18 protein-coding genes and 1 tRNA gene are annotated in these 17094 nt (G+C 68.7%); 6 read left to right on the forward strand and 13 right to left on the reverse strand.

Annotation, left to right across the window (positions count from 1 at the left end):
- Positions 1 to 7 precede the first annotated feature (7 nt).
- From OG395_RS12795 to OG395_RS12835, 9 genes are all read right to left on the reverse strand, one after another.
- Entirely contained in the window at positions 8 to 367 is a 360-nt protein-coding gene (locus OG395_RS12795) for a hypothetical protein (RefSeq protein ID WP_327243012.1), read from the reverse strand.
- Positions 349 to 660, reverse strand: coding sequence for a hypothetical protein (locus tag OG395_RS12800; RefSeq protein ID WP_327243013.1), 312 nt, complete (start codon positions 658 to 660; stop codon positions 349 to 351). The genes OG395_RS12795 and OG395_RS12800 overlap by 19 nt, the downstream gene beginning before the upstream one ends.
- A 67-nt stretch (positions 661 to 727) precedes the next feature.
- Complete coding sequence (locus tag OG395_RS12805) at positions 728 to 1150, reverse strand: DUF6262 family protein (protein WP_327243014.1); 423 nt, start codon at positions 1148 to 1150, stop codon at positions 728 to 730.
- A complete protein-coding gene (locus tag OG395_RS12810; RefSeq protein ID WP_327243015.1) occupies positions 1140 to 1817 on the reverse strand; it encodes a tyrosine-type recombinase/integrase in 678 nt (225 codons plus the stop codon). Before OG395_RS12810 ends, OG395_RS12805 begins: the two co-directional genes overlap by 11 nt.
- A gap of 139 nt (positions 1818 to 1956) precedes the next feature.
- Positions 1957 to 2739 carry an IS630 family transposase gene (locus tag OG395_RS12815; RefSeq protein ID WP_327243016.1) on the reverse strand — a complete coding sequence of 261 codons (783 nt, stop codon included), beginning with the start codon at positions 2737 to 2739 and terminating at the stop codon, positions 1957 to 1959.
- Entirely contained in the window at positions 2628 to 3098 is a 471-nt protein-coding gene (locus OG395_RS12820) for a helix-turn-helix domain-containing protein (protein WP_327243017.1), read from the reverse strand. The genes OG395_RS12815 and OG395_RS12820 overlap by 112 nt, the downstream gene beginning before the upstream one ends.
- 88 nt (positions 3099 to 3186) lie before the next feature.
- A complete protein-coding gene (locus OG395_RS12825) occupies positions 3187 to 3729 on the reverse strand; it encodes a GNAT family N-acetyltransferase (RefSeq protein ID WP_327243018.1) in 543 nt (180 codons plus the stop codon).
- A 242-nt stretch (positions 3730 to 3971) separates the two neighbouring features.
- On the reverse strand, positions 3972 to 4346 hold the full coding sequence (locus OG395_RS12830) for a VOC family protein (protein WP_327243019.1): 375 nt from the start codon (positions 4344 to 4346) through the stop codon (positions 3972 to 3974).
- A gap of 716 nt (positions 4347 to 5062) precedes the next feature.
- Positions 5063 to 5136: transfer RNA gene (locus OG395_RS12835), tRNA-Pro, on the reverse strand.
- A gap of 127 nt (positions 5137 to 5263) precedes the next feature.
- Here OG395_RS12835 and OG395_RS12840 point away from each other — a divergent pair.
- Positions 5264 to 5965, forward strand: a complete 702-nt coding sequence (locus tag OG395_RS12840) for a transketolase (protein WP_327243020.1) — start codon at positions 5264 to 5266, stop codon at positions 5963 to 5965.
- A gap of 56 nt (positions 5966 to 6021) precedes the next feature.
- Complete coding sequence (locus OG395_RS12845) at positions 6022 to 6924, forward strand: transketolase family protein (protein WP_327243021.1); 903 nt, start codon at positions 6022 to 6024, stop codon at positions 6922 to 6924.
- A gap of 86 nt (positions 6925 to 7010) precedes the next feature.
- Here the strand turns inward: OG395_RS12845 and OG395_RS12850 are convergent, their stop codons facing one another.
- On the reverse strand, positions 7011 to 7388 hold the full coding sequence (locus OG395_RS12850) for an MmcQ/YjbR family DNA-binding protein (RefSeq protein WP_327243022.1): 378 nt from the start codon (positions 7386 to 7388) through the stop codon (positions 7011 to 7013).
- Positions 7389 to 7646: 258 nt separating this feature from the next.
- Here OG395_RS12850 and OG395_RS12855 point away from each other — a divergent pair, with 258 nt between their 5' ends.
- The 3 genes from OG395_RS12855 to OG395_RS12865 all read left to right on the forward strand — a co-directional run bounded on the left by OG395_RS12855 (position 7647) and on the right by OG395_RS12865 (position 12839).
- On the forward strand, positions 7647 to 11135 hold the full coding sequence (locus tag OG395_RS12855; protein ID WP_327243023.1) for a ThuA domain-containing protein: 3489 nt from the start codon (positions 7647 to 7649) through the stop codon (positions 11133 to 11135).
- 29 nt (positions 11136 to 11164) lie between these two features.
- A complete protein-coding gene (locus tag OG395_RS12860; RefSeq protein ID WP_327243024.1) occupies positions 11165 to 12022 on the forward strand; it encodes a sugar phosphate isomerase/epimerase family protein in 858 nt (285 codons plus the stop codon).
- A 574-nt stretch (positions 12023 to 12596) separates the two neighbouring features.
- Complete coding sequence (locus OG395_RS12865) at positions 12597 to 12839, forward strand: hypothetical protein (protein ID WP_327243025.1); 243 nt, start codon at positions 12597 to 12599, stop codon at positions 12837 to 12839.
- A 75-nt stretch (positions 12840 to 12914) separates the two neighbouring features.
- On the opposite strand, the gene OG395_RS12870 is transcribed toward OG395_RS12865, so the two are convergent.
- The 3 genes from OG395_RS12870 to OG395_RS12880 form a co-directional block, all read right to left on the reverse strand.
- Complete coding sequence (locus OG395_RS12870) at positions 12915 to 13751, reverse strand: ABC transporter ATP-binding protein (RefSeq protein ID WP_327243026.1); 837 nt, start codon at positions 13749 to 13751, stop codon at positions 12915 to 12917.
- Positions 13748 to 14767, reverse strand: a complete 1020-nt coding sequence (locus OG395_RS12875) for an ABC transporter substrate-binding protein (protein ID WP_327243027.1) — start codon at positions 14765 to 14767, stop codon at positions 13748 to 13750. Before OG395_RS12875 ends, OG395_RS12870 begins: the two co-directional genes overlap by 4 nt.
- 73 nt (positions 14768 to 14840) lie before the next feature.
- Entirely contained in the window at positions 14841 to 15704 is an 864-nt protein-coding gene (locus OG395_RS12880) for an ABC transporter permease (protein WP_327243028.1), read from the reverse strand.
- Between the two features lie 263 nt (positions 15705 to 15967).
- Between OG395_RS12880 and OG395_RS12885 the strand changes: the two genes are divergently transcribed.
- On the forward strand, positions 15968 to 17011 hold the full coding sequence (locus OG395_RS12885) for a LacI family DNA-binding transcriptional regulator (RefSeq protein WP_327249322.1): 1044 nt from the start codon (positions 15968 to 15970) through the stop codon (positions 17009 to 17011).
- Positions 17012 to 17094 lie beyond the last annotated feature (83 nt).

Consider the following 17094-nt stretch of genomic DNA (forward strand, 5'->3'; position numbering starts at 1 on the left):
AAGTCTCTCAGGGAGCTCCTGGGAGGTGCTCATTGGCCAGGGGTTCCCGCTGCTCCACCGCGGTTCCGGACCGGGATGCGGTGACATCCCCTGTCCACCAGTCCGGCTTGTCGGTGGGCGTCCAGGCCATGGTGACCGGCCGTTGGAAGGTGTCCTCGATCCAGCGGTGCATAGCCTCCTGAGCGGACTCGGGGGAACCGCCGGGCGATTCGTTGGGAAGCGCGCCGTCCAGAACACCGCCGGGCTCGGCGAGGTAGACCGCGAAGCGCCACTTGAGTGGGGTCCTGAACAGGACGACCGCGGCGGGTCGGCCCAGTCGGCTGCGCCAGTCCTGCCTGGGCCTAGGCATCAGGTACTTGCCTTCCATTCGTCGAGCTTGATCTTCACCTGGTAGTTGTGGTCGGCATGCCAGATGACTTCGCCGCTGACGCGGGTTCCGATGAGCGGGAGCACGGCATCCCTGGGCATCGCCGTGATCTCGGCCAGGCCGATCGCGTCCGGGGCGTTGTCGATGGTGATGAAGACGCCGAAGGGCTGGCGGCCGATGACCTTGCCGGTCACCGAGGTTCCGACGGGCAGGGCCAGGCAGGTCGCGCACCAGGCTGCCTGGGAGCGAGCTCCGGCCTCGACGCCGTTGTCCGGCCACGAGTATTCGTCCATGCGCCGATCATGACATGCGCCGGTTTCACCTCGGACGCGTTCGTCCAGCGTCCGGGCTGGGAGAGCGTCAGTCGCGTTGGGCCGCGGACTGTGTGGGGATGCGGCGGCGGAGGTCGCGGATCTGCCCGAGTGCGACGGCGAGCTCGTTGCGGAGGCGCTCGTTCTCCTCGTTGAGCTTTCGGTTGGCTCCCCGCAGCGCGCGCACGACGACCTCGTGGGACTTGGTGGTGATGCGCTCCTTGTCGGGCAGGGCGGGTCGGCCCGAGGCGGGCTGTCGGCTGGCGAGGCCCCGCAGTCTGGCCAGCAGGGTTGCCTGGGCGTCGTCGTAGAGGAATGTCCGGGAGACCCCGGCTCGGGAGGCGACCCCGGAGACGGTGACCGGACCGCCATCGTGTTCCAGGCTGTCGAGAACACAATTAACGCGCTCGATGCAGTCCAGGCGGCGTTGTTGGGCGGCCTCGACCAAGTGGTCCGAGTTGTCAGCCCGCATCGGTTGCCCTTTCGGTCGCCTGGTGACCGGTGTCGCCCGCGTCCAGTGTCGGGGCCAGGCCATCGTGGTCCTGGTCAGTGATACGGGCGATGACGTGCTCGACGGCGGTGGCCAGTCGCTCGTTGACGGCGACAGCGCGGGGCCGTTCCGCCGCTTCGGCACCGGCCTGCAGCTCGCGGGTGCGGGCGAGGGTGTCGAGGTGGATCGGCAGGAACTGTCGATCGGTCTGGAAGTCCTCGCAGAAGTAACAGCCGTCGGCGGCAGTCTTGGGGCAGGGGCGCGCGATGTGCCGTCCGCACCAGCCGCCGGCCACCGCGTGAAGACGGCGACCGATCTTCTCGGCAAGCCACTCGACGCCGGACAGGTCGGCGTCGCGGCGGACCTTGACGGCCTCGCCCTTGAGGTTGAAACGGACCTCGTACTTCTCCTCGTACTCACGGCGAAGCGTGTCGTCCGCGATGCGCGAGTAGTGCTCCTGCATCGCCCAGGAGGTGTGACCGAGCACCTCGCGGATGGTACGTCCGGACACGCCCGCGTTCGCCATTCTGGTGCCCAGGGTGTGCCGGAATTGGTGCCAGTTGACGATGGCGGCGTCGCCGTGGGAGTCGATGAGCCGGATGCGCTTGAGCCAGGCGTCGAAGCGGGTGTCGACCGTGCCGTAGGGCACGAGGGCCTTCCGGGTTCGGTGCAGACGTCGCAATCCACACCGAACCCGGAAGGCCCTCACCCGTTCAAGATCCCTCAGCCGAGACCTGCATCACCCTTCCACAACCTCCCGGGACAGAACACCTAGTAGACCGTCGCAGCTAATTTTTGGGATAAAGGTGACGCAGTTTGATGCGTGCGTCGTGGGTGGTGAACTGCCAGTCGACCTGACGTTGGTCGGTGTTGGTGGCGTTCTGCCAGGCTGAGAGTTCGGTGTTGAGGTTGTCGAGGTTGCTGATCCGGCGGTCGAGGCATTGCCGGGTCAGCGCGGAGAGTTCGATCTCGGCGATGTTGAGCCATGACCCGTGTTTGGGCGTGTGGTGGATCTCGAGGCGTTGGGCCAGGGCGAAGGCCTCTTCTGGTTCGAATGCCTCGTACAGTGAGGCGATGCCGTGGGTGTTGAGGTTGTCCATCACCAGCACCACGGCCTTGGCGTCGGGGTAGTCCACGCTCAGTAACTGTTTGACCTGGCCGGCCCAGTCGATCCGGGTCCGCTGGGACAGTGCCTGGACTCGACGCCACCCGCGCAGGGGTTCGACCCACACGAAGATTGAGCACGTGCCGCAGCGGATGTACTCGCTGTCCTGGCAGGCGTCGTGACCAGGGCGGGCCGGGAGCGGGTCGCGGGCATGGTCGAGGAGCTGGTAGGGCTTCTCGTCCATGCACACCACCGGACGTGCCGGATCGTAGGGCCGGGCATAGACGGCCAGCACGTCTTCCATCCGGGCCGCGAACTCCGCGTTCGCTCGTGGCGGGATGGTCCAGCACTTTCTCAGATGAGGACGCAGTTCCGTTTTTTTAAGACCCGCCCGATGGTGGAGTGGTCCAGATCGGGGATGTCCTCGACCAGCGCGACGTGCTTCTCCAGCAGCCGCAGCGACCACCGGGCATAGCCCTGGGGTGGCTGTGAGCACGCCATCGCGATCAGCCGGGCTTCGACCTCACCGGTCACCGGCGAGGGCACCGGCGGGAGGTCACGCCTCTTCCGCGCGACCGTGGCGTGCACATCGCCACCGGTCTCGGCGAAACGCTTGGCAACCAGCCGCAACGTCTCACCGGAGACGCCGAGCCGGGCCGCGATCACCTCCTTGGTGTCCACCTCACCCACCGAGATATCCAGCGCAAGCAGCACCCGCGCACGCATGATCATCGAGGCCCCACGAACACCCGTCGTGGTCACCCGGACCAACTCCTCACGATCCTGCGCGGTCAACCTGACCGGCCGCTTCTTCTGCGAACCCATGACAACAGTCCTGTCTGGCAAAGGGGAAGGAATCTGCCAGACACCAACCTCCCAACCAGACATGCCATAACTAAGTAGCGACACGCTACTAGCCCTTCGAGTCCGGCTTCCAGTCCTGGACCAGGAGCCCGAGCAGCACTTCGTCCAGGAACTCGCCCATCACCCAGGCCGAGGAGCGCAGCACGCCCTCGCGCACGAAGCCGTTGCGCTCTGCAGAGCGCAGCATCGCGGCGTTGTCCGACAGCGTCTCGATCTGCAGCCGCTGCAGGCCGCGCACGACGAAACCGTAGTGGCACAGCACCGCGACCACGTCGGTGCCGTAGCCCTTGCCGCGGGCGGACGGCAACAGCCCCAGTCCGATGTGCGCGAACCGGTTGTGGTTGTCGATGCCCCACAGCGTCGCGGTGCCGACGAGCGTCCCGCCGTCCAGCTCCACCACGGAGAACGGGACGTGCCCGTGCTCCTTGTCGTCCACCACGAGTCGCGGATCCTTCGAGCCGGGCGTAATCGGCCGCCACGGCCCGCCTTCGGCCCACGAGGAGTTGACCACGTCGTCGTAGAGCTCGGCCCGCAGGATCGGGACGTCGTCCTCGTGCCGAGCCCTGAGCCCGACCTTGCTGCCTCTTAGCATGCAAGCTTCCTATCCGACCGGGCCGGCCAGCGGCAAACCAATAAAGGATCGCCTCAGTTGGTGTAGAGGCGGTAGCAGATGAGGGCGCCGGCGAGGTCGATCGCGCACCGGGACCAATCGACTTCTCAAGCACATTGCCGTGTCGCTGGACTGCGCCCGGCTGATCGAACCCGGGGCCGAAGTCCCCGCCCGACGGCCGATCCTGACGCCGCGCCTCAGTGACTGCGGTGGGCCCGGTGGACTCAGTGGAGGCAGAGGCAGAACGGATGGCCGGCCGGGTCCGCGTAAATCCGCCAGTTGGCCCCCGAGCGGAGCTGGTCCGTCCGCTCCAGCACGGTCGCGCCGAGGGTGAGCGCCCGCTTCTCCTCCCCGTCGAGGTCGTCCACGTCGAAGTCCAGGTGGAGCTGCTGCGGGCGCTCCTGGCCAGGCCATTCGGGCGCTCGGTAGCCGTCCACCCTCTGGCAGGCCAGCGGCGTCCCGTCGAACCCGTGCACCTCGACCCAGTCGGGATCCTCCGGATCCGCGACCACCCGCCCGCCGAGCAGATCCGCGTAGAACTCCGCGAGCCGTACGGGATCGGCGCAGTCCAGCGCGACCGCCTGCAGCTTTCGAATCACTTCCGACACCCCTCGCTCTACAGCCACTTCCGCGACGCCCCCTACGGGAGAGGTCGTACCCGCCGCGGCGGCGGGCATGCGCGGCGGTACACCGGACCGCCGCCGCGCTTCACCAAAAGGGGAGGCCGCGGCAGGATCCGCCATCCGCTACGCGAACGCCCCCCGCTCATCATCGAACCGGCCCCCGAACAACAACCGCCCTGACCACCCACGTCACGACGAATAGGCCACATTGCACAAACCGACACCCAGGCCCCGAATGCACCGCACCCCCCGCCCGTCAACGACCCCAACTCCCAAAACAGGGCTCCCGAAAACTTCCACCCCCGTAGCACGCAGAGCCGCCCTGTCCACCGAAGTCCAACCCAAAGAAGTTTCAGTTCCGCTGAACTTCGGCCGGTCCATCGACTGGGCTGGGATCGGCAGCAGTGCGAGGCCTATCCGCTGGACCGGAACTGCTCGCCGACGACGATGGGCGAGTGGTGGAAGCGGCGGCCGCCAACCCGTCGCTGCCGCCGGCCGTGATGTCGGACCTGGTGCCTGAGCCGAGCGGGGCATAAACCAGCGCAGCGCGCCAGCCAGCCATGCGGCCCACTCCAGGGCTGGAACGCTGGGCACGGCCTGCCCGGCGGCCGCCCCGGCCGGCGGGAGCGAAGATGCTCCCAGAAACGCTTCAGGGGCCGTTCACAAACGGCCCCTGAAGTACGACATCGCTGTCGGGACGACAGGATTTGAACCTGCGACCCCTTGACCCCCAGTCAAGTGCGCTACCAAGCTGCGCCACGTCCCGTTGCTCGCCTGACCTGGGCTTTCCCCCTGGCCGAACGCGCATGAGAACAATACCGCATTTGAGCCGGTGCTCACGAACCTCTTTCCACGCTTGACCTCAACCATACTTGAGGTTGAATGCTGCACCCATGACGATCAAGGCCGCCGCTCCGGCGCACACATACCGTGACCTGAACCGCCTGATGAGCCTGATGACCGGCGACGAGAAGCATGGGCCCGCCGCCACCTCCACCCTCGACGCCCTCTGGGTTCTGTACGACCAGGTGCTGCGCGTCACCCCCGACACCGTCGAGGCCCCGGACCGGGACCGGTTCCTGCTCTCCAAGGGGCACGGACCGATGGCGTACTACGCCGTCCTCGCCGCGCACGGCTTCCTCGACGAGGAATCGCTGCCCGGATTCGGGGGGTACGAGTCACCGCTGGGGCATCATCCGGACCGCATGCTCGTCCCCGGCGCCGAGATCGGCAGCGGTTCGCTGGGACACGGATTGCCGTTGGCTGTCGGCAGTGTGCTCGGGCTCCGGGCCCAGGGGCTGACCCATCCCCGGGTCTGGGTGCTGATCGGGGACGCCGAGCTGGACGAGGGCAGCAACCACGAGGCGATCGCCTACGCCGGTCCGGCCGGACTCGAGCAGCTGCACACCCTGGTGATCGACAACGCCTCCGCCACCTTCGGGTGGCCCGGCGGCATCGCATCCCGGTTCGAGGCGGCCGGCTGGTCGGCCGAGACCGTGGACGGGCACGACCACGAGGCGCTGTACGCGGCATACACGGCACCGCATCCGGGGCAGCCGCGGGCCGTGGTCGCCCGCGTCTCACCGAAGAACTGACCCCCGCACCACCGCACACCTGCGATACAGCTTTCGAAACGAGGGAGAACCGACTCATGGACACCATGCGTGACCGCTTCATCACCACCGCGTCGCGGCTGCTGGACGACGACCCCAGGCTCGCCGTGGTGCTGGCCGAGATCAGCCGGGACGGCTTCGACCGCGCCGAGCGCGCCCATCCGGACCGGGTGATCAATGTCGGTATCCGGGAGCAGCTGCTGGTCGGCGTGGGGGCCGGAATGGCACTGACCGGGATGCGACCGATCATGCATACATTCGCCCCGTTCCTCGTGGAGCGGCCCTTCGAGCAGGTGAAGCTCGACTTCGGGCATCAGGGCGTGTCCGGGGTGCTGGTCAGCGCCGGAGGCTCCTACGACTGGCCCGCCGGAGGCGTCACCCATATGGCGCCCGGCGATGTCGCGCTGATGGACACCCTCGACGGCTGGACGGTGCAAGTACCGGGCCACCCCGACGAGGCGGAGGCCCTGCTGCGGCAGGCTGCCGCCGGGGAGGACAAGGTCTACCTGCGGCTCTCGCTCCAGCAGAACGAGCGGGCCCGGGCGGTCGGTGTCGGTGTCGGGTTCACGCCGGTGCGGGAGGGGAGCAACGGGGCGGTGATCGCCGTCGGCCCCATGCTCGACAACGTCCTGGCAGCGACCGACGGCCTGGATGTGACGGTGCTGTACGCGACAACCGTGCGCCCCTTCGACGCGGCGGGACTCCGGCGCGCGGTCGGGGGCCGGGAGACGGCGGACGTGGTGATCGTCGAGCCGTACCTGGCGGGCACGTCGACGGGCGCCGCCAACGACGCGCTCGTCGATCTGCCGCACCGGGTGCTGGGGCTCGGGGTGGGGAAGGCGGAGCTTCGCCGGTACGGACAGATGGACGAACATCTCGCCGCACACGGCCTGGATCCGCACGGGCTGCGGCAGCGAATCACCGGCTTCCTGGGCGGCTGACCGGGGCGGGGGCGGCAGCGGCAGCCGATGCGCTTCCGGAGCCGCGCCCAACACGTCCCCCGCCCCTCTCCCCTCTCCGGAAGCTGTCAGGCGGCGCCCTCGCCATCGGCCACGGCCCGGCCCAGCTCCGGATGGGCGTCCTGCAGTTTTCGGGGTGCCGCCTGGCGCCAGGAGTCGGCGAGGATCGCCGTCAGTTCGTCCACGTCGTCCAGTGCGGCAAGCCGCACCCGGAGCCACGCGTAGGTGTCGTCGTGGCCCTCGCGCGTGAAGAACTTCTCCGGTTCGGCGGCGATCAGCTCCACCCGGTCCTCGACCGGGCACTTCACGCCCATCGCCGTGTCGTCGTCGCCGAGCGCGGCGAAGATCTTCCCGGCCACCCGGAATGTGGGCTGCCCCCAGGCCAGTTTCTCGGCTGTGCCGGGCAGAGCAAGCGCGATGGTGCGGACGTCGTCGGCGGTGGTCATCCACGGTCTCCGATCCGGTGAACCAGCCAGGTGCGGTCGGAATCGACCGTAGCGCCCGGCACTGACAATCGCCCGGAGCGCGGGACCCGGCCGCCGCCCCGAGCCGTCCACGGCAGGGCAGCACCCCCTCACAGCAGAGTCACAGAGAGCCCTGCCGACCCATTGACCCCGCGGAAGACGTGAACCTACTCTGAACGGCGTACTTCAGAAAGCGCTTTCTACATCCCGCAGTCGGCATCTACCGCACAGGGAGCGCCCATGAGTCACCATCCGTTCAGCAGACACCCGTCGCGAGGATTACCCTCATCCCTCCTCGCCCTCACCGCACTTCTCGCCCTGGTCCTCGGCCTGTTGGTGGCTTCGCCGCCTCGCGCCCACGCGGCCCCGTTCCGGGTCCTTGTCTACTCCGAGGTCACCAACTTCCGGCACGACTCGATTCCTGCGGGGATCAAAGCGATCAAGAAGCTTGGTACCGAGAACGGCTTCGACGTGGAGGCCACCGACGACTCGGCCGTATTCAATGACTCCGATCTCGCCCGCTTCCAGGCCATCGTCTTCAACAACACCAACTCCACGCCGCAGAGTGGCAACTTGCTGAGTACCGACGAGCGTTCCGCCCTCCAGAAGTACATCCGTGCGGGTGGCGGCTGGGTCGGGCTGCATGCCGCGTCGGCGAGTGAGCGCGACTGGGACTGGTACGAGGGCCTGGTAGGCGCGATCTTCGATCAGCATCCCGCGGTGCAGACCGGCCGGGTCAAGGTACTCGACCATGCGCACCCCTCCACGAAGGGCCTTCCGGACCTCTGGGAGCGTACGGAGGAGTGGTACAACTGGCGTACCAATCCGACCTCCAAGGTGCACACGCTCGCGCAGATCAAGGTGCGCGACGGCATCACCGGTCTGGACGAGGGCGTGGACCATCCGTGGTCCTGGTGCCAGAACTACGACGGCGGCCGCTCCTGGTTCACCGCCGGCGGCCATGCCGCGTCGGCCTTCCAGGAGGAGGGCTTCGTCAAGCATCTGCTGGGCGGCATCGAGTGGGCCGCGGGCGCCAAGTCCGGTGACTGCACGGCGACTCGGGCCGGTTCCTTCCAGCGCACGGCACTGGCCACCAGCGACCTCGCCGACCCGTTCGAGCTGGCGGTCGCCCCGGACCGCCGGGTGTTCTTCGCCCAGCGCACCGGGAAGCTCAAGGTCATCGACCAGCAGACCATGAAGGTCACGACGGCGCTGGACTTCGCTTACACGCCCGAGATGACCAGCCAGTCCGACGGGTTGCTCGGTCTCGCGCTCGATCCGGGCTTCGCCACGAACAACTGGCTGTATCTGCTGCATTCCGACAAGACCGAGAAACGGCTGAACCTCTCCCGCTTCACGGCCACCGGCAACACGGTCGACCCCGCCTCGGAGAAGAGGCTGCTGACCATTCCGACCTGGCGCGGCGAGGGCCGGGCCAACTCCCATATGGCCGGGTCGCTCGCCTTCGACAAGGACGGGAATCTGTACGCGGCGACGGGTGACAACACCGACCCGTTCGCGTCGGACGGTTTCAGCCCGATCGACGAGGGCGAGGGCCGCCGCGCCTGGGACGCCCAGGGCACGGCGGGCAACACGAACGACCTGCGTGGCAAGGTCCTGCGCATCACCCCGAAGGACGACGGCACATACACCGTCCCCGACGGCAATCTCTTCGCGCCCGGCACGGAGAAGACCCGCCCGGAGATCTATGCGATGGGGATGCGCAACCCGTTCCGGATCACCACGGATCCGGTGAGCGGCGCGCTGATGGTCGCCGACTACGGCCCGGACGCCAAGGCCGCGGTCGCCGATCGCGGGCCGGAAGGCACGGTCGAGTACACCAGAATCACCAAGGCGGGGAATTTCGGGTGGCCGTACTGCATCGGCAACAACACCCCTTTCAGCGACTACGACTTCACAATGAGGAAGTCGGGTCCGAAGTTCGACTGCGCGGCGATCGTCAATGATTCGCCGAACAACACCGGGCTGCGGAATCTGCCGCCCGCGCAGCCCGCGACGGTCTGGTACGCCTACTCCGCGTCCGCCGAGTTCCCGGAGCTCGGAACCGGGGGCGGTGGCCCGATGAGCGGTCCGGTCTACAAGTACGACCCCGACAACACGTACCGCACCAAGTTCCCCGAATACTTCGAGGGGAAGTGGATCACCTACGAGCTGACCCGGCAGTGGTTCAAGACGTTCTCCTTCCAGCAGAAGGACCAGACGTTCACCGATCCGCGGTTCGCTCCCGTCAGGGCCGGTGAACTCCAGTCGATCAACGGCATCTTCGCGGACATGAAGTGGAACCAGCCGTTCGATGCCGACTTCGGTCCCGACGGGGCGCTGTACGTCATCGACTTCGGGCTCGGCAGCGGCACCGGCCGCGGCGGCAGTAACGAGGGGGCGGGCATCTATCGGATCGACTACGTCGGTGACGGACGGCTGCCCGACGCGAAGATCACCGCGAGCCGGGACAACGGACCGGCGCCGCTCACCGTTGCCTTCTCCAGTGCCGGTTCCGGGCTGCCGGACGGTCGGCCGGTCACGTACGCCTGGGACTTCGACGGCAACGGCACCACGGACTCGACGGAGTCGAACCCCTCGTACACGTACCGCACCAAGGGGCTCACCACGGCACGGCTGACCGTCACCGGACCGGGTGGTCTGACCGCGCAGGCGGTGCAGGACATCACCGTGGGCAACAGCCGGCCCGAGGTGACGATCAAACAGCCGCCGAACGGGGGGATGTTCAGTTTCGGCGACACCATCCCCTTCACGGTCAAGGCGAAGGACAAGGAGGACGAGCGGAACGGACTGCCGATCGACTGCTCACGGGTGGTCGTTCAGTCGCAGCTCGGCCATGACACGCATCTGCATCCGCTCGACAACTACACCGGATGCACGGGCGAGATCGTCACGGATGCCGGGGACAGCCACGGCCCGGGCCAGAACCTGTACTACGGGATCACCGCCCGGTACGAGGACAAGGGCGCCCCGGACGCCCCGGCGCTCACCGGCTCGACCTCGTTGACGCTGCGCACCGCGTTCCGCGAGGCGGAGCACTTCACGGCGACGGGCGGAGCGCACGACGGTGTGGTGGTCGGCAACAGGACCGACGCCTCCGGCGGGAAACGGCTGACGGAGATCGAGGACGGTGACTGGATCAGCTTCGATCCGGTGCATCTGAAGAACATCGACTCGGTGACGGTCGGCGCGGCCTCCGGCGGGATCGGTGGCACTGTCGAGTTCCGGGCGGGTTCCCCGACGGGGCGGCTGCTCGGGAAGGTGACCGTGCCGAACACCGGGGACTGGGGCAAGGTCGTCTCGCCGACCACGGCCCTGGAGGACCCGGGGAGCAGCGTGAAGCTGTACGCGGTGTTCACCAACCCGGAGTGGTCGAGCGACAAGGCCGACCTGTTCGCCGTGGACTGGCTGCACTTCAACGGGACCGGCGTCGAGAAGAAACCCGGTACGCAGGTCACGGTGAAGGCGGACCCGGCCACAGGCACCTCTCCGCTCACCGTCGCGCTGAGCAGTGCGGTCAGGCCGGTGGCCGGGCGCACGATCACCTCCTACCACTGGGACTTCGGCGACAACGTCAAACCCGCAGGGCCCGAGGGGGCGACAGCGACGCACACCTACGGCCGCAAGGGTGCATACACCGCGCATCTGACGGTCACCGACGACCAGGGCGACACGAGCACCGGTTCCATCCGCATCGACGTGAGCTGAGCAGCGTCGACTGAGAGGAAAGAGACGATATGAACGGCACACGACGTGCGTTTCTCGGTACGGCTCTGGGGGTCGCCGCGGCCGCCGGGGTCGGTACGGCCCCCGCGTCCGCCACGGAATCCGGGCCCTTCCGCCCCATCCCGCCGTCCGCGATCGGCATGCACCTGTACACCATGCGGACCCCTCTGGCGAGGGACTTCCGGGGCACGTTGGAGCGGCTGGCGGAGATCGGGTACGCGACGGTCGGGGTGAGCGGCCGGCACGGCAACAGCGCGGCCGACATCCGGCGGATGCTGGACGAAACACGGCTCAAGGCGGTCCTCGAACATGTCGCGTACGACATCGTGAAGGGCACCGGGCTGCCGCAGGCGCTGGAGGACATCCATACGTTGGGCGGCAAGTGGATCGTCGTACCCAGTCTGCCCGGATCACTGCACAGTCCGGCCGGATACCGCGAGGCGGCCCGGGAGTTCAACCAGGCGGGACTGGCCGCCCGCGAGTCCGGGCTGAAGCTGCTCTACCACAATCACGGCACGGACCATCAGGTGGTGAACGGGGTCAGCCTGTACGACATCCTGCTCGCCGAGACCGATCCGGAACTCGTCGGCTTCGAACTGGATCTGTACTGGGCGGCGAACGGTGGCGCTTCGGCACCGGGCGAGCTGTTCGTCCGCCATCCCCGGCGCTTCCCCGCGCTGCATGTGAAGGACATGGCGCCGAACGGGGACTTCTCCGATGTCGGGTCGGGGGTGCTGGACTTCCCGGCGATGTTCGACACGGCGCGGCGGGGCGGGGTGAAGCAGTGGCTGGTGGAGCACGACTCACCGGCTGACCCGTTCGCCTCGGCGCTCGCCAGCTATACGTATCTGTCGGGCCTGCGGTACTGAGCGGACCAGCGCGCGCAGCGGCCCCGGAGAGCGTTCCGCCTCCCCGGGGCCGCTGCGTGCTCAGTGGGCGGCGAGCAACTGCCCGTACCGGGCGAGGTTCGCGTCCGCGGTGGCCGGGAGAGGGTTCTCGGTGAGGCCGTAGGCCTGCTCGACGGCCGGTTTTCACTGTCACCCGGATCGTCGAGGACATGGGCCTCTCGGGCCCGGCGCTCCGCCGCTGCTTGGCCGGCCGCGACGACCTGCTCAACGCCCTGATCAGGGACGCGTACGACGGTGCTGCGAGGGCCACGGCGGAAGCGGTGGCCCACTCCGCGGCCGCATCGGAAAGCCCCCGTGCGCGCCTGCGCTCCCTGGTGCTGCGAACGGAAAGGTTCACCGGCTCGCGACGCCCGGCACGGCACCTCGCTGCGTTGTCGCCTCGCCCGATTACGTCCGGTACGAGGACGATCCTCCGCCTTGCGATGCACCGCACCGGCCGACACGCTGGACCGGGCCCGAGCGGTGCTCGGGCCGCTCCTGCCGGTCTTCGCCGACGGGTCGGCAGAGCCGGGGGGTGGCCGTGGTGGTGGACCGGATGACGGTGTGGACCGGGGCGGACGCGGGTGTGGCCGGCTCGGCGGCCGCATACGTATCGGCAGCCGCCGGCGACGCCGGGATCGCGAGGCGGGCGCCGGCGGGTGCGGTGCTCGCCCGGGCGCAGCCGCACGGCTCGGCCGGTCGTGAGGCGGCCGGCCGGTTCGCGGGCGTGGGGCACACCGGCGACCCGCCGCCGGCCGCGCAGACCGAGATGCCGGCGGACGCGTTCGCGCCGGTGTGACGCCGGGGGCCGCACGGGGCGCCTTGCCGTGCGGGCCCAGGCGCCCTCGCGTGGTGGCGGGGCGGACCGCCCCGATCAGTCGTGGGCGGACGCCGCGCCGAGCAGATCGCGGATGTGGGCTGCGGCGTCCCGGAATTCCGGGCGGCCCACCGTCTCGCCGTACTCCCGTTCCGCTTCCAGCCCCACCTCGATGATCTCGGTGATGGTGCCGGGCCGTGGGCTCATCACGACCACCCGGTCGGCCAGATAGACCGCCTCCGAGATCGAGTGGGTGACCAGCAGCACGGTGGTGCCGGTCTCCCGCCAGATGCGGTTCAGTTCCATGTTCATCTGCTCACGCGTGAGGGCGTCGAGCGCGCCGAACGGCTCGTCCATCAGCAGCACCGGCGGTTCGTGCAGCAACGCGCGGCAGAGCGCGACCCGTTGCTGCATCCCGCCGGAAAGCTCGTGCGGATACGCGTCCTCGAAGCCGCCGAGCCCGGTCATCCGGATCAGCTCGTCGGCCCGGTCGCGCGCCCTGGCCGCGGGCATCTTCCGGATCTCCGCCTGCAGAAGGATGTTGCGGCGCGCGGAACGCCACTCCAGGAGGGCGGCGCGCTGGAACACGTAACCGATGTCGTGGCGTGGGCCCGTGACCCGTTCGCCGCCGAGCCGGACCTCGCCCGAGGACGGCTTCAGCAGTCCGGCGACCAGCTTCAGCAGCGTCGACTTGCCGCATCCGGACGGTCCGACCAGGGCGACGAACTCGCCCGGCGCCACGTCGAGCGAGACCTCGCTCAGGGCTGTGACATCGCGGTTCTTGCCGCGGAACCGGACCGAAACGTCCGACACGCCGACGGCCGGGGTGACGGCGCGACGGCCGCTGGGACCGAGCGGGTCCCGGGGCTTCGCGTCCTGCTTCGGCATCGTCATCCCTTCAGCGCCGTCTTCGCGTCCCAGTACTCCGCCACGGACTTGGGCTTGCTGACCATTCCGGCCTCGGCGAAGACATCGATGGTCTGCTGCCAGTCCGCCTCGTCGTTGACCCCGGGCGCCTTGCCCTCGGTCGACGCGGTGTGCAGCAGCGTGAGCGTCGTCTTGAACTGCTCCGCCAGCACAGTCTTCGGCGGCAGCTGCTCCGACGCCCCGTCCATGGCCGCGACCGCGGGCTCGGGCGCCTTCTCCGCGGCGGCCCATGCCTCGCTGACCGCCTGCACCATGCGACCCGCCAGCTCGGACCTGGAGGCGAGAAGCTTCTGCCCGGCGAGCAGACCGTTGGAGTAGAAGTTCAGCCCGTTCTCGGAGAAGCGCAGATACGAGACGGGTTTCTTGGCCTTCTCCTGCATGGTCGGGCCCTGGTCGCTGGCGTAGCCGAGCAGTCCGTCGGTCTTCCCGGAGATCACCGCGGCGATCTTGCCCGCCGGGTCGGTGTTCTGGACCTTCACCTCCGACTCGTCGATGTTGTTCTTCTTCAGGAAGATCGGGAACGTCTTGGAGAGCGCGTCACCGGCCGTCCCGGCGATCGTCTTCCCCTTCAGATCGGCGGGCGACCCGATGCCCTTGGCGTCGAAGGACTGCACGGACGCGGGGGTGGTCTGCAGGAAGACGCCGAGGCTCTTGACCTGCACCCCCTGGTCGACCGCGGCCAGTAGCGCCGGGGTGTCGGCCCAGCCGAAGTCGGTCTGCCCGGCCGCGGTCGCCTGCACCGTCTTCTGCGACCCCTGGCCGGCCTGGATCGTCAGGTCGATGCCGTGCTTCTCGAAGATCTTCTGCTGCTTGCCGTAGTAGAACGGCGCGTGTTCGCCGTACGGATACCAGTTGAGCGTCAGCGTGACCTTGTCCAGCTTCTTGCCCGAGTCATTGGTGGAGGTCGACGCGTCGTTCCCGCCGCAGGCCGTGGCCAGCAGGACGAGAGGTACGACACCGATCAGGAGTCTGCGCGCGTGCATGGGCTGGCCCTTCTGGCGACGGGGTCCGTGACAGCAATCAATGGGTGGCGCTCGGTGCAGGACGGTGTGGCGTTCAGTACGAGGTGGTGGCCGGCGCATCGCGGCGGCTTGCGTGCCAGGGGAGCAGGAGCCGCTCGGCGATCTCGACCGCAACGAAGAGGACGACGCCGATCAGGGACATCACCAGCAGCCCGGCGAAGAGCATCGGGGTGTCGAGGTTGCCGTTGGCCTGCAGGATCACATAGCCGAGCCCCTCGTTGGCGCCCACGAACTCGCCGACGACGGCGCCGGTCACAGCCAGGGTGACCGCGACCTTGAGACCGGAGAAGAGATGCGGAAGGGACGCCGGGAAACGGATCTTGAGGAAGGTCTGCCAGGGCTTGGCACCCATCGTCGCCGACAGTTGGAGCATCTCCGGGTCGACCGCTTTGAGTCCCGTGACCATGGAGATGACCACCGGGAAGAAGGCGATCAGAACGGCGATGAGGATCTTCGGCGCGATGCCGAAGCCGAGCCAGACCACGAACAGCGGCGCGATCGCGATCTTCGGTACGACCTGGGCGAACAGCAGAATGGGGTAGAGCGTGCGCTCGACGGTCGAGGAGTACACCATGACCACGGCCGCCAGCACGCCGACGGCCACGGCGATCACGAAACCGAGCAGCGTCTCGTACGTGGTCACCCAGCTGTGCTGCCAGAGATAACTCGTCTTCCCCGTGAGGACATCGAGCGTCGCACCGGGCGACGGCACGAGATACGACTCCACCAGCTCGGCTGCCGAGATCACCCACCAGGCGACGAAGCAGACCAGCAGCAGGGCCACCGGGCGCCAGCTCTGCTCGGCCGCCCGCGCCAGCCGCTCCCCCGCGGACGGCCCATCCCGCCTGGCAACTCCCGCCACTTCGGCGGGACTTGTGGTCAGAGCGCTCTGGCTCACGGTGAACTCCCTGCACTTCGGGGGCCAGTTGTCGAGAGTTGTGCGATCCTGCGATGACGGAGAAGGCGCTTTCAGAAAGCGCTTTCTGGTAAGGTGCCGCCACGTTAATGACTGCCTGCACGCCCGGTCAATAGGTCGTCCTGAAGTTTCGGGACCCTGCCGCCACCGCGCCCTTGGGGGTCGAGTTGAGTGAACGCGTGACCAGCGGACGGAGGACGCCGGACCGTCCGGGAGCGCGCCGCGCCGTCGCGGCCACGGCCCATGTGACCCTCGACGCCGTGGCCCGGGAGGCCGAGGTCTCACCGGCCACCGCTTCACGGGCGCTCAACGGTACGGCCACGGTCAGCGACGAACTGCGAAAACGGGTGCACGCGGCGGCGGATCGGCTCGGCTACATCCCCAACGCACATGCGCAGGCGCTCGCCAGTTCCGCCAACAACCGCACGGTGGGGGTCATCTGTCATGACGTCAGCGACCCGTACTTCGCCGCGATCTCCAGCGGTGTGATGCGGGCGGCTGCGGAACGGGGACTGCTCGTCATGCTGGCCTCCACGTTCCGGGAGCCGGCGCGGGAGATCAGTTACGTCTCCATGCTGCGGGCTCAGCGCGCGCGGGCGATCCTGCTGATCGGCTCGGGCTTCCAGGACCGCGCGTGGGAGCGGGCCATGGATACCGAACTGGAGCCGTATGTCAGGGCCGGCGGGCGGGTTGCGGTCGTCAGCCGACACCGCAGCCTGCGGGTGGACACCGTACAGCCGGAGAACCAGGCGGGGGCGGCTGCACTGGCCCGGGCACTGGTGGGACTGGGCCATCGGAGGTTCGCGGTGCTCAGCGGGCCGCCCGAGCTGACGACGGTCTCCGACCGGTTGGCCGGGTTCCGGGAGGGGCTCGCCGAGGAGGGCATCGGGCTCGACCAGGTGGTGGAGGGGGCGTTCACCCGTGACGGCGGGTACGAGGCGGCGCGGCGGCTGCTGCTCTCCGCGGCGCGGGCGCCGTCCCGGGCCCGGCCCACGTGTGTCTTCGCGGTGACCGATGTGATGGCGGTCGGGGCGTTGGCGGCGCTGCGGGAGGCGGGGTCGCGCGTGCCGGAGGATGTGTCGCTGGCCGGGTTCGACGACATCCCGCTGGTACGGGAGTTGTCGCCGCCGCTCACGACGGTGGCGCTGCCCCTGACATCGATGGGCGAGAACGCGATCGCGCTCGCGCTGCGGGAGGTGGGGGCCGGGAGTCGGGCCAGGGTGGTGCGGGTGGAGGGTGAGGTGGTGTTGCGGGGCAGTACGGGAGTGCCGGGGGGTGGGGTGCGGTGACCGGGGGCGCCCGGGGGCCGCTTTGCCGTCCAGCACCGGACGGGCTTGAACTCCCGCGCGTCGCACTGCGGACAGCGCCGGCC

It is taken from the genome of Streptomyces sp. NBC_01320 (genome assembly GCF_035974375.1).
Lineage (GTDB): Bacteria > Actinomycetota > Actinomycetes > Streptomycetales > Streptomycetaceae > Streptomyces > Streptomyces yanii.

What these genes read in the sequence shown, in the direction of transcription:
- OG395_RS12850 (WP_327243022.1), bottom strand. Translation starts at nt 7,388, where the DNA reads ATGACCACCGCCGACGACGTCCGCACCATCGCGCTTGCTCTGCCCGGC.
- OG395_RS12865 (WP_327243025.1), top strand. Translation starts at nt 12,597, where the DNA reads ATGACGGTGTGGACCGGGGCGGACGCGGGTGTGGCCGGCTCGGCGGCC.
- OG395_RS12795 (WP_327243012.1), bottom strand. Translation starts at nt 367, where the DNA reads ATGGAAGGCAAGTACCTGATGCCTAGGCCCAGGCAGGACTGGCGCAGC.
- OG395_RS12825 (WP_327243018.1), bottom strand. Translation starts at nt 3,729, where the DNA reads ATGCTAAGAGGCAGCAAGGTCGGGCTCAGGGCTCGGCACGAGGACGAC.
- OG395_RS12875 (WP_327243027.1), bottom strand. Translation starts at nt 14,767, where the DNA reads ATGCACGCGCGCAGACTCCTGATCGGTGTCGTACCTCTCGTCCTGCTG.
- OG395_RS12860 (WP_327243024.1), top strand. Translation starts at nt 11,165, where the DNA reads ATGAACGGCACACGACGTGCGTTTCTCGGTACGGCTCTGGGGGTCGCC.
- OG395_RS12845 (WP_327243021.1), top strand. Translation starts at nt 6,022, where the DNA reads ATGGACACCATGCGTGACCGCTTCATCACCACCGCGTCGCGGCTGCTG.
- OG395_RS12800 (WP_327243013.1), bottom strand. Translation starts at nt 660, where the DNA reads ATGGACGAATACTCGTGGCCGGACAACGGCGTCGAGGCCGGAGCTCGC.
- OG395_RS12805 (WP_327243014.1), bottom strand. Translation starts at nt 1,150, where the DNA reads ATGCGGGCTGACAACTCGGACCACTTGGTCGAGGCCGCCCAACAACGC.
- OG395_RS12870 (WP_327243026.1), bottom strand. Translation starts at nt 13,751, where the DNA reads ATGACGATGCCGAAGCAGGACGCGAAGCCCCGGGACCCGCTCGGTCCC.
- OG395_RS12820 (WP_327243017.1), bottom strand. Translation starts at nt 3,098, where the DNA reads ATGGGTTCGCAGAAGAAGCGGCCGGTCAGGTTGACCGCGCAGGATCGT.
- OG395_RS12855 (WP_327243023.1), top strand. Translation starts at nt 7,647, where the DNA reads ATGAGTCACCATCCGTTCAGCAGACACCCGTCGCGAGGATTACCCTCA.
- OG395_RS12840 (WP_327243020.1), top strand. Translation starts at nt 5,264, where the DNA reads ATGACGATCAAGGCCGCCGCTCCGGCGCACACATACCGTGACCTGAAC.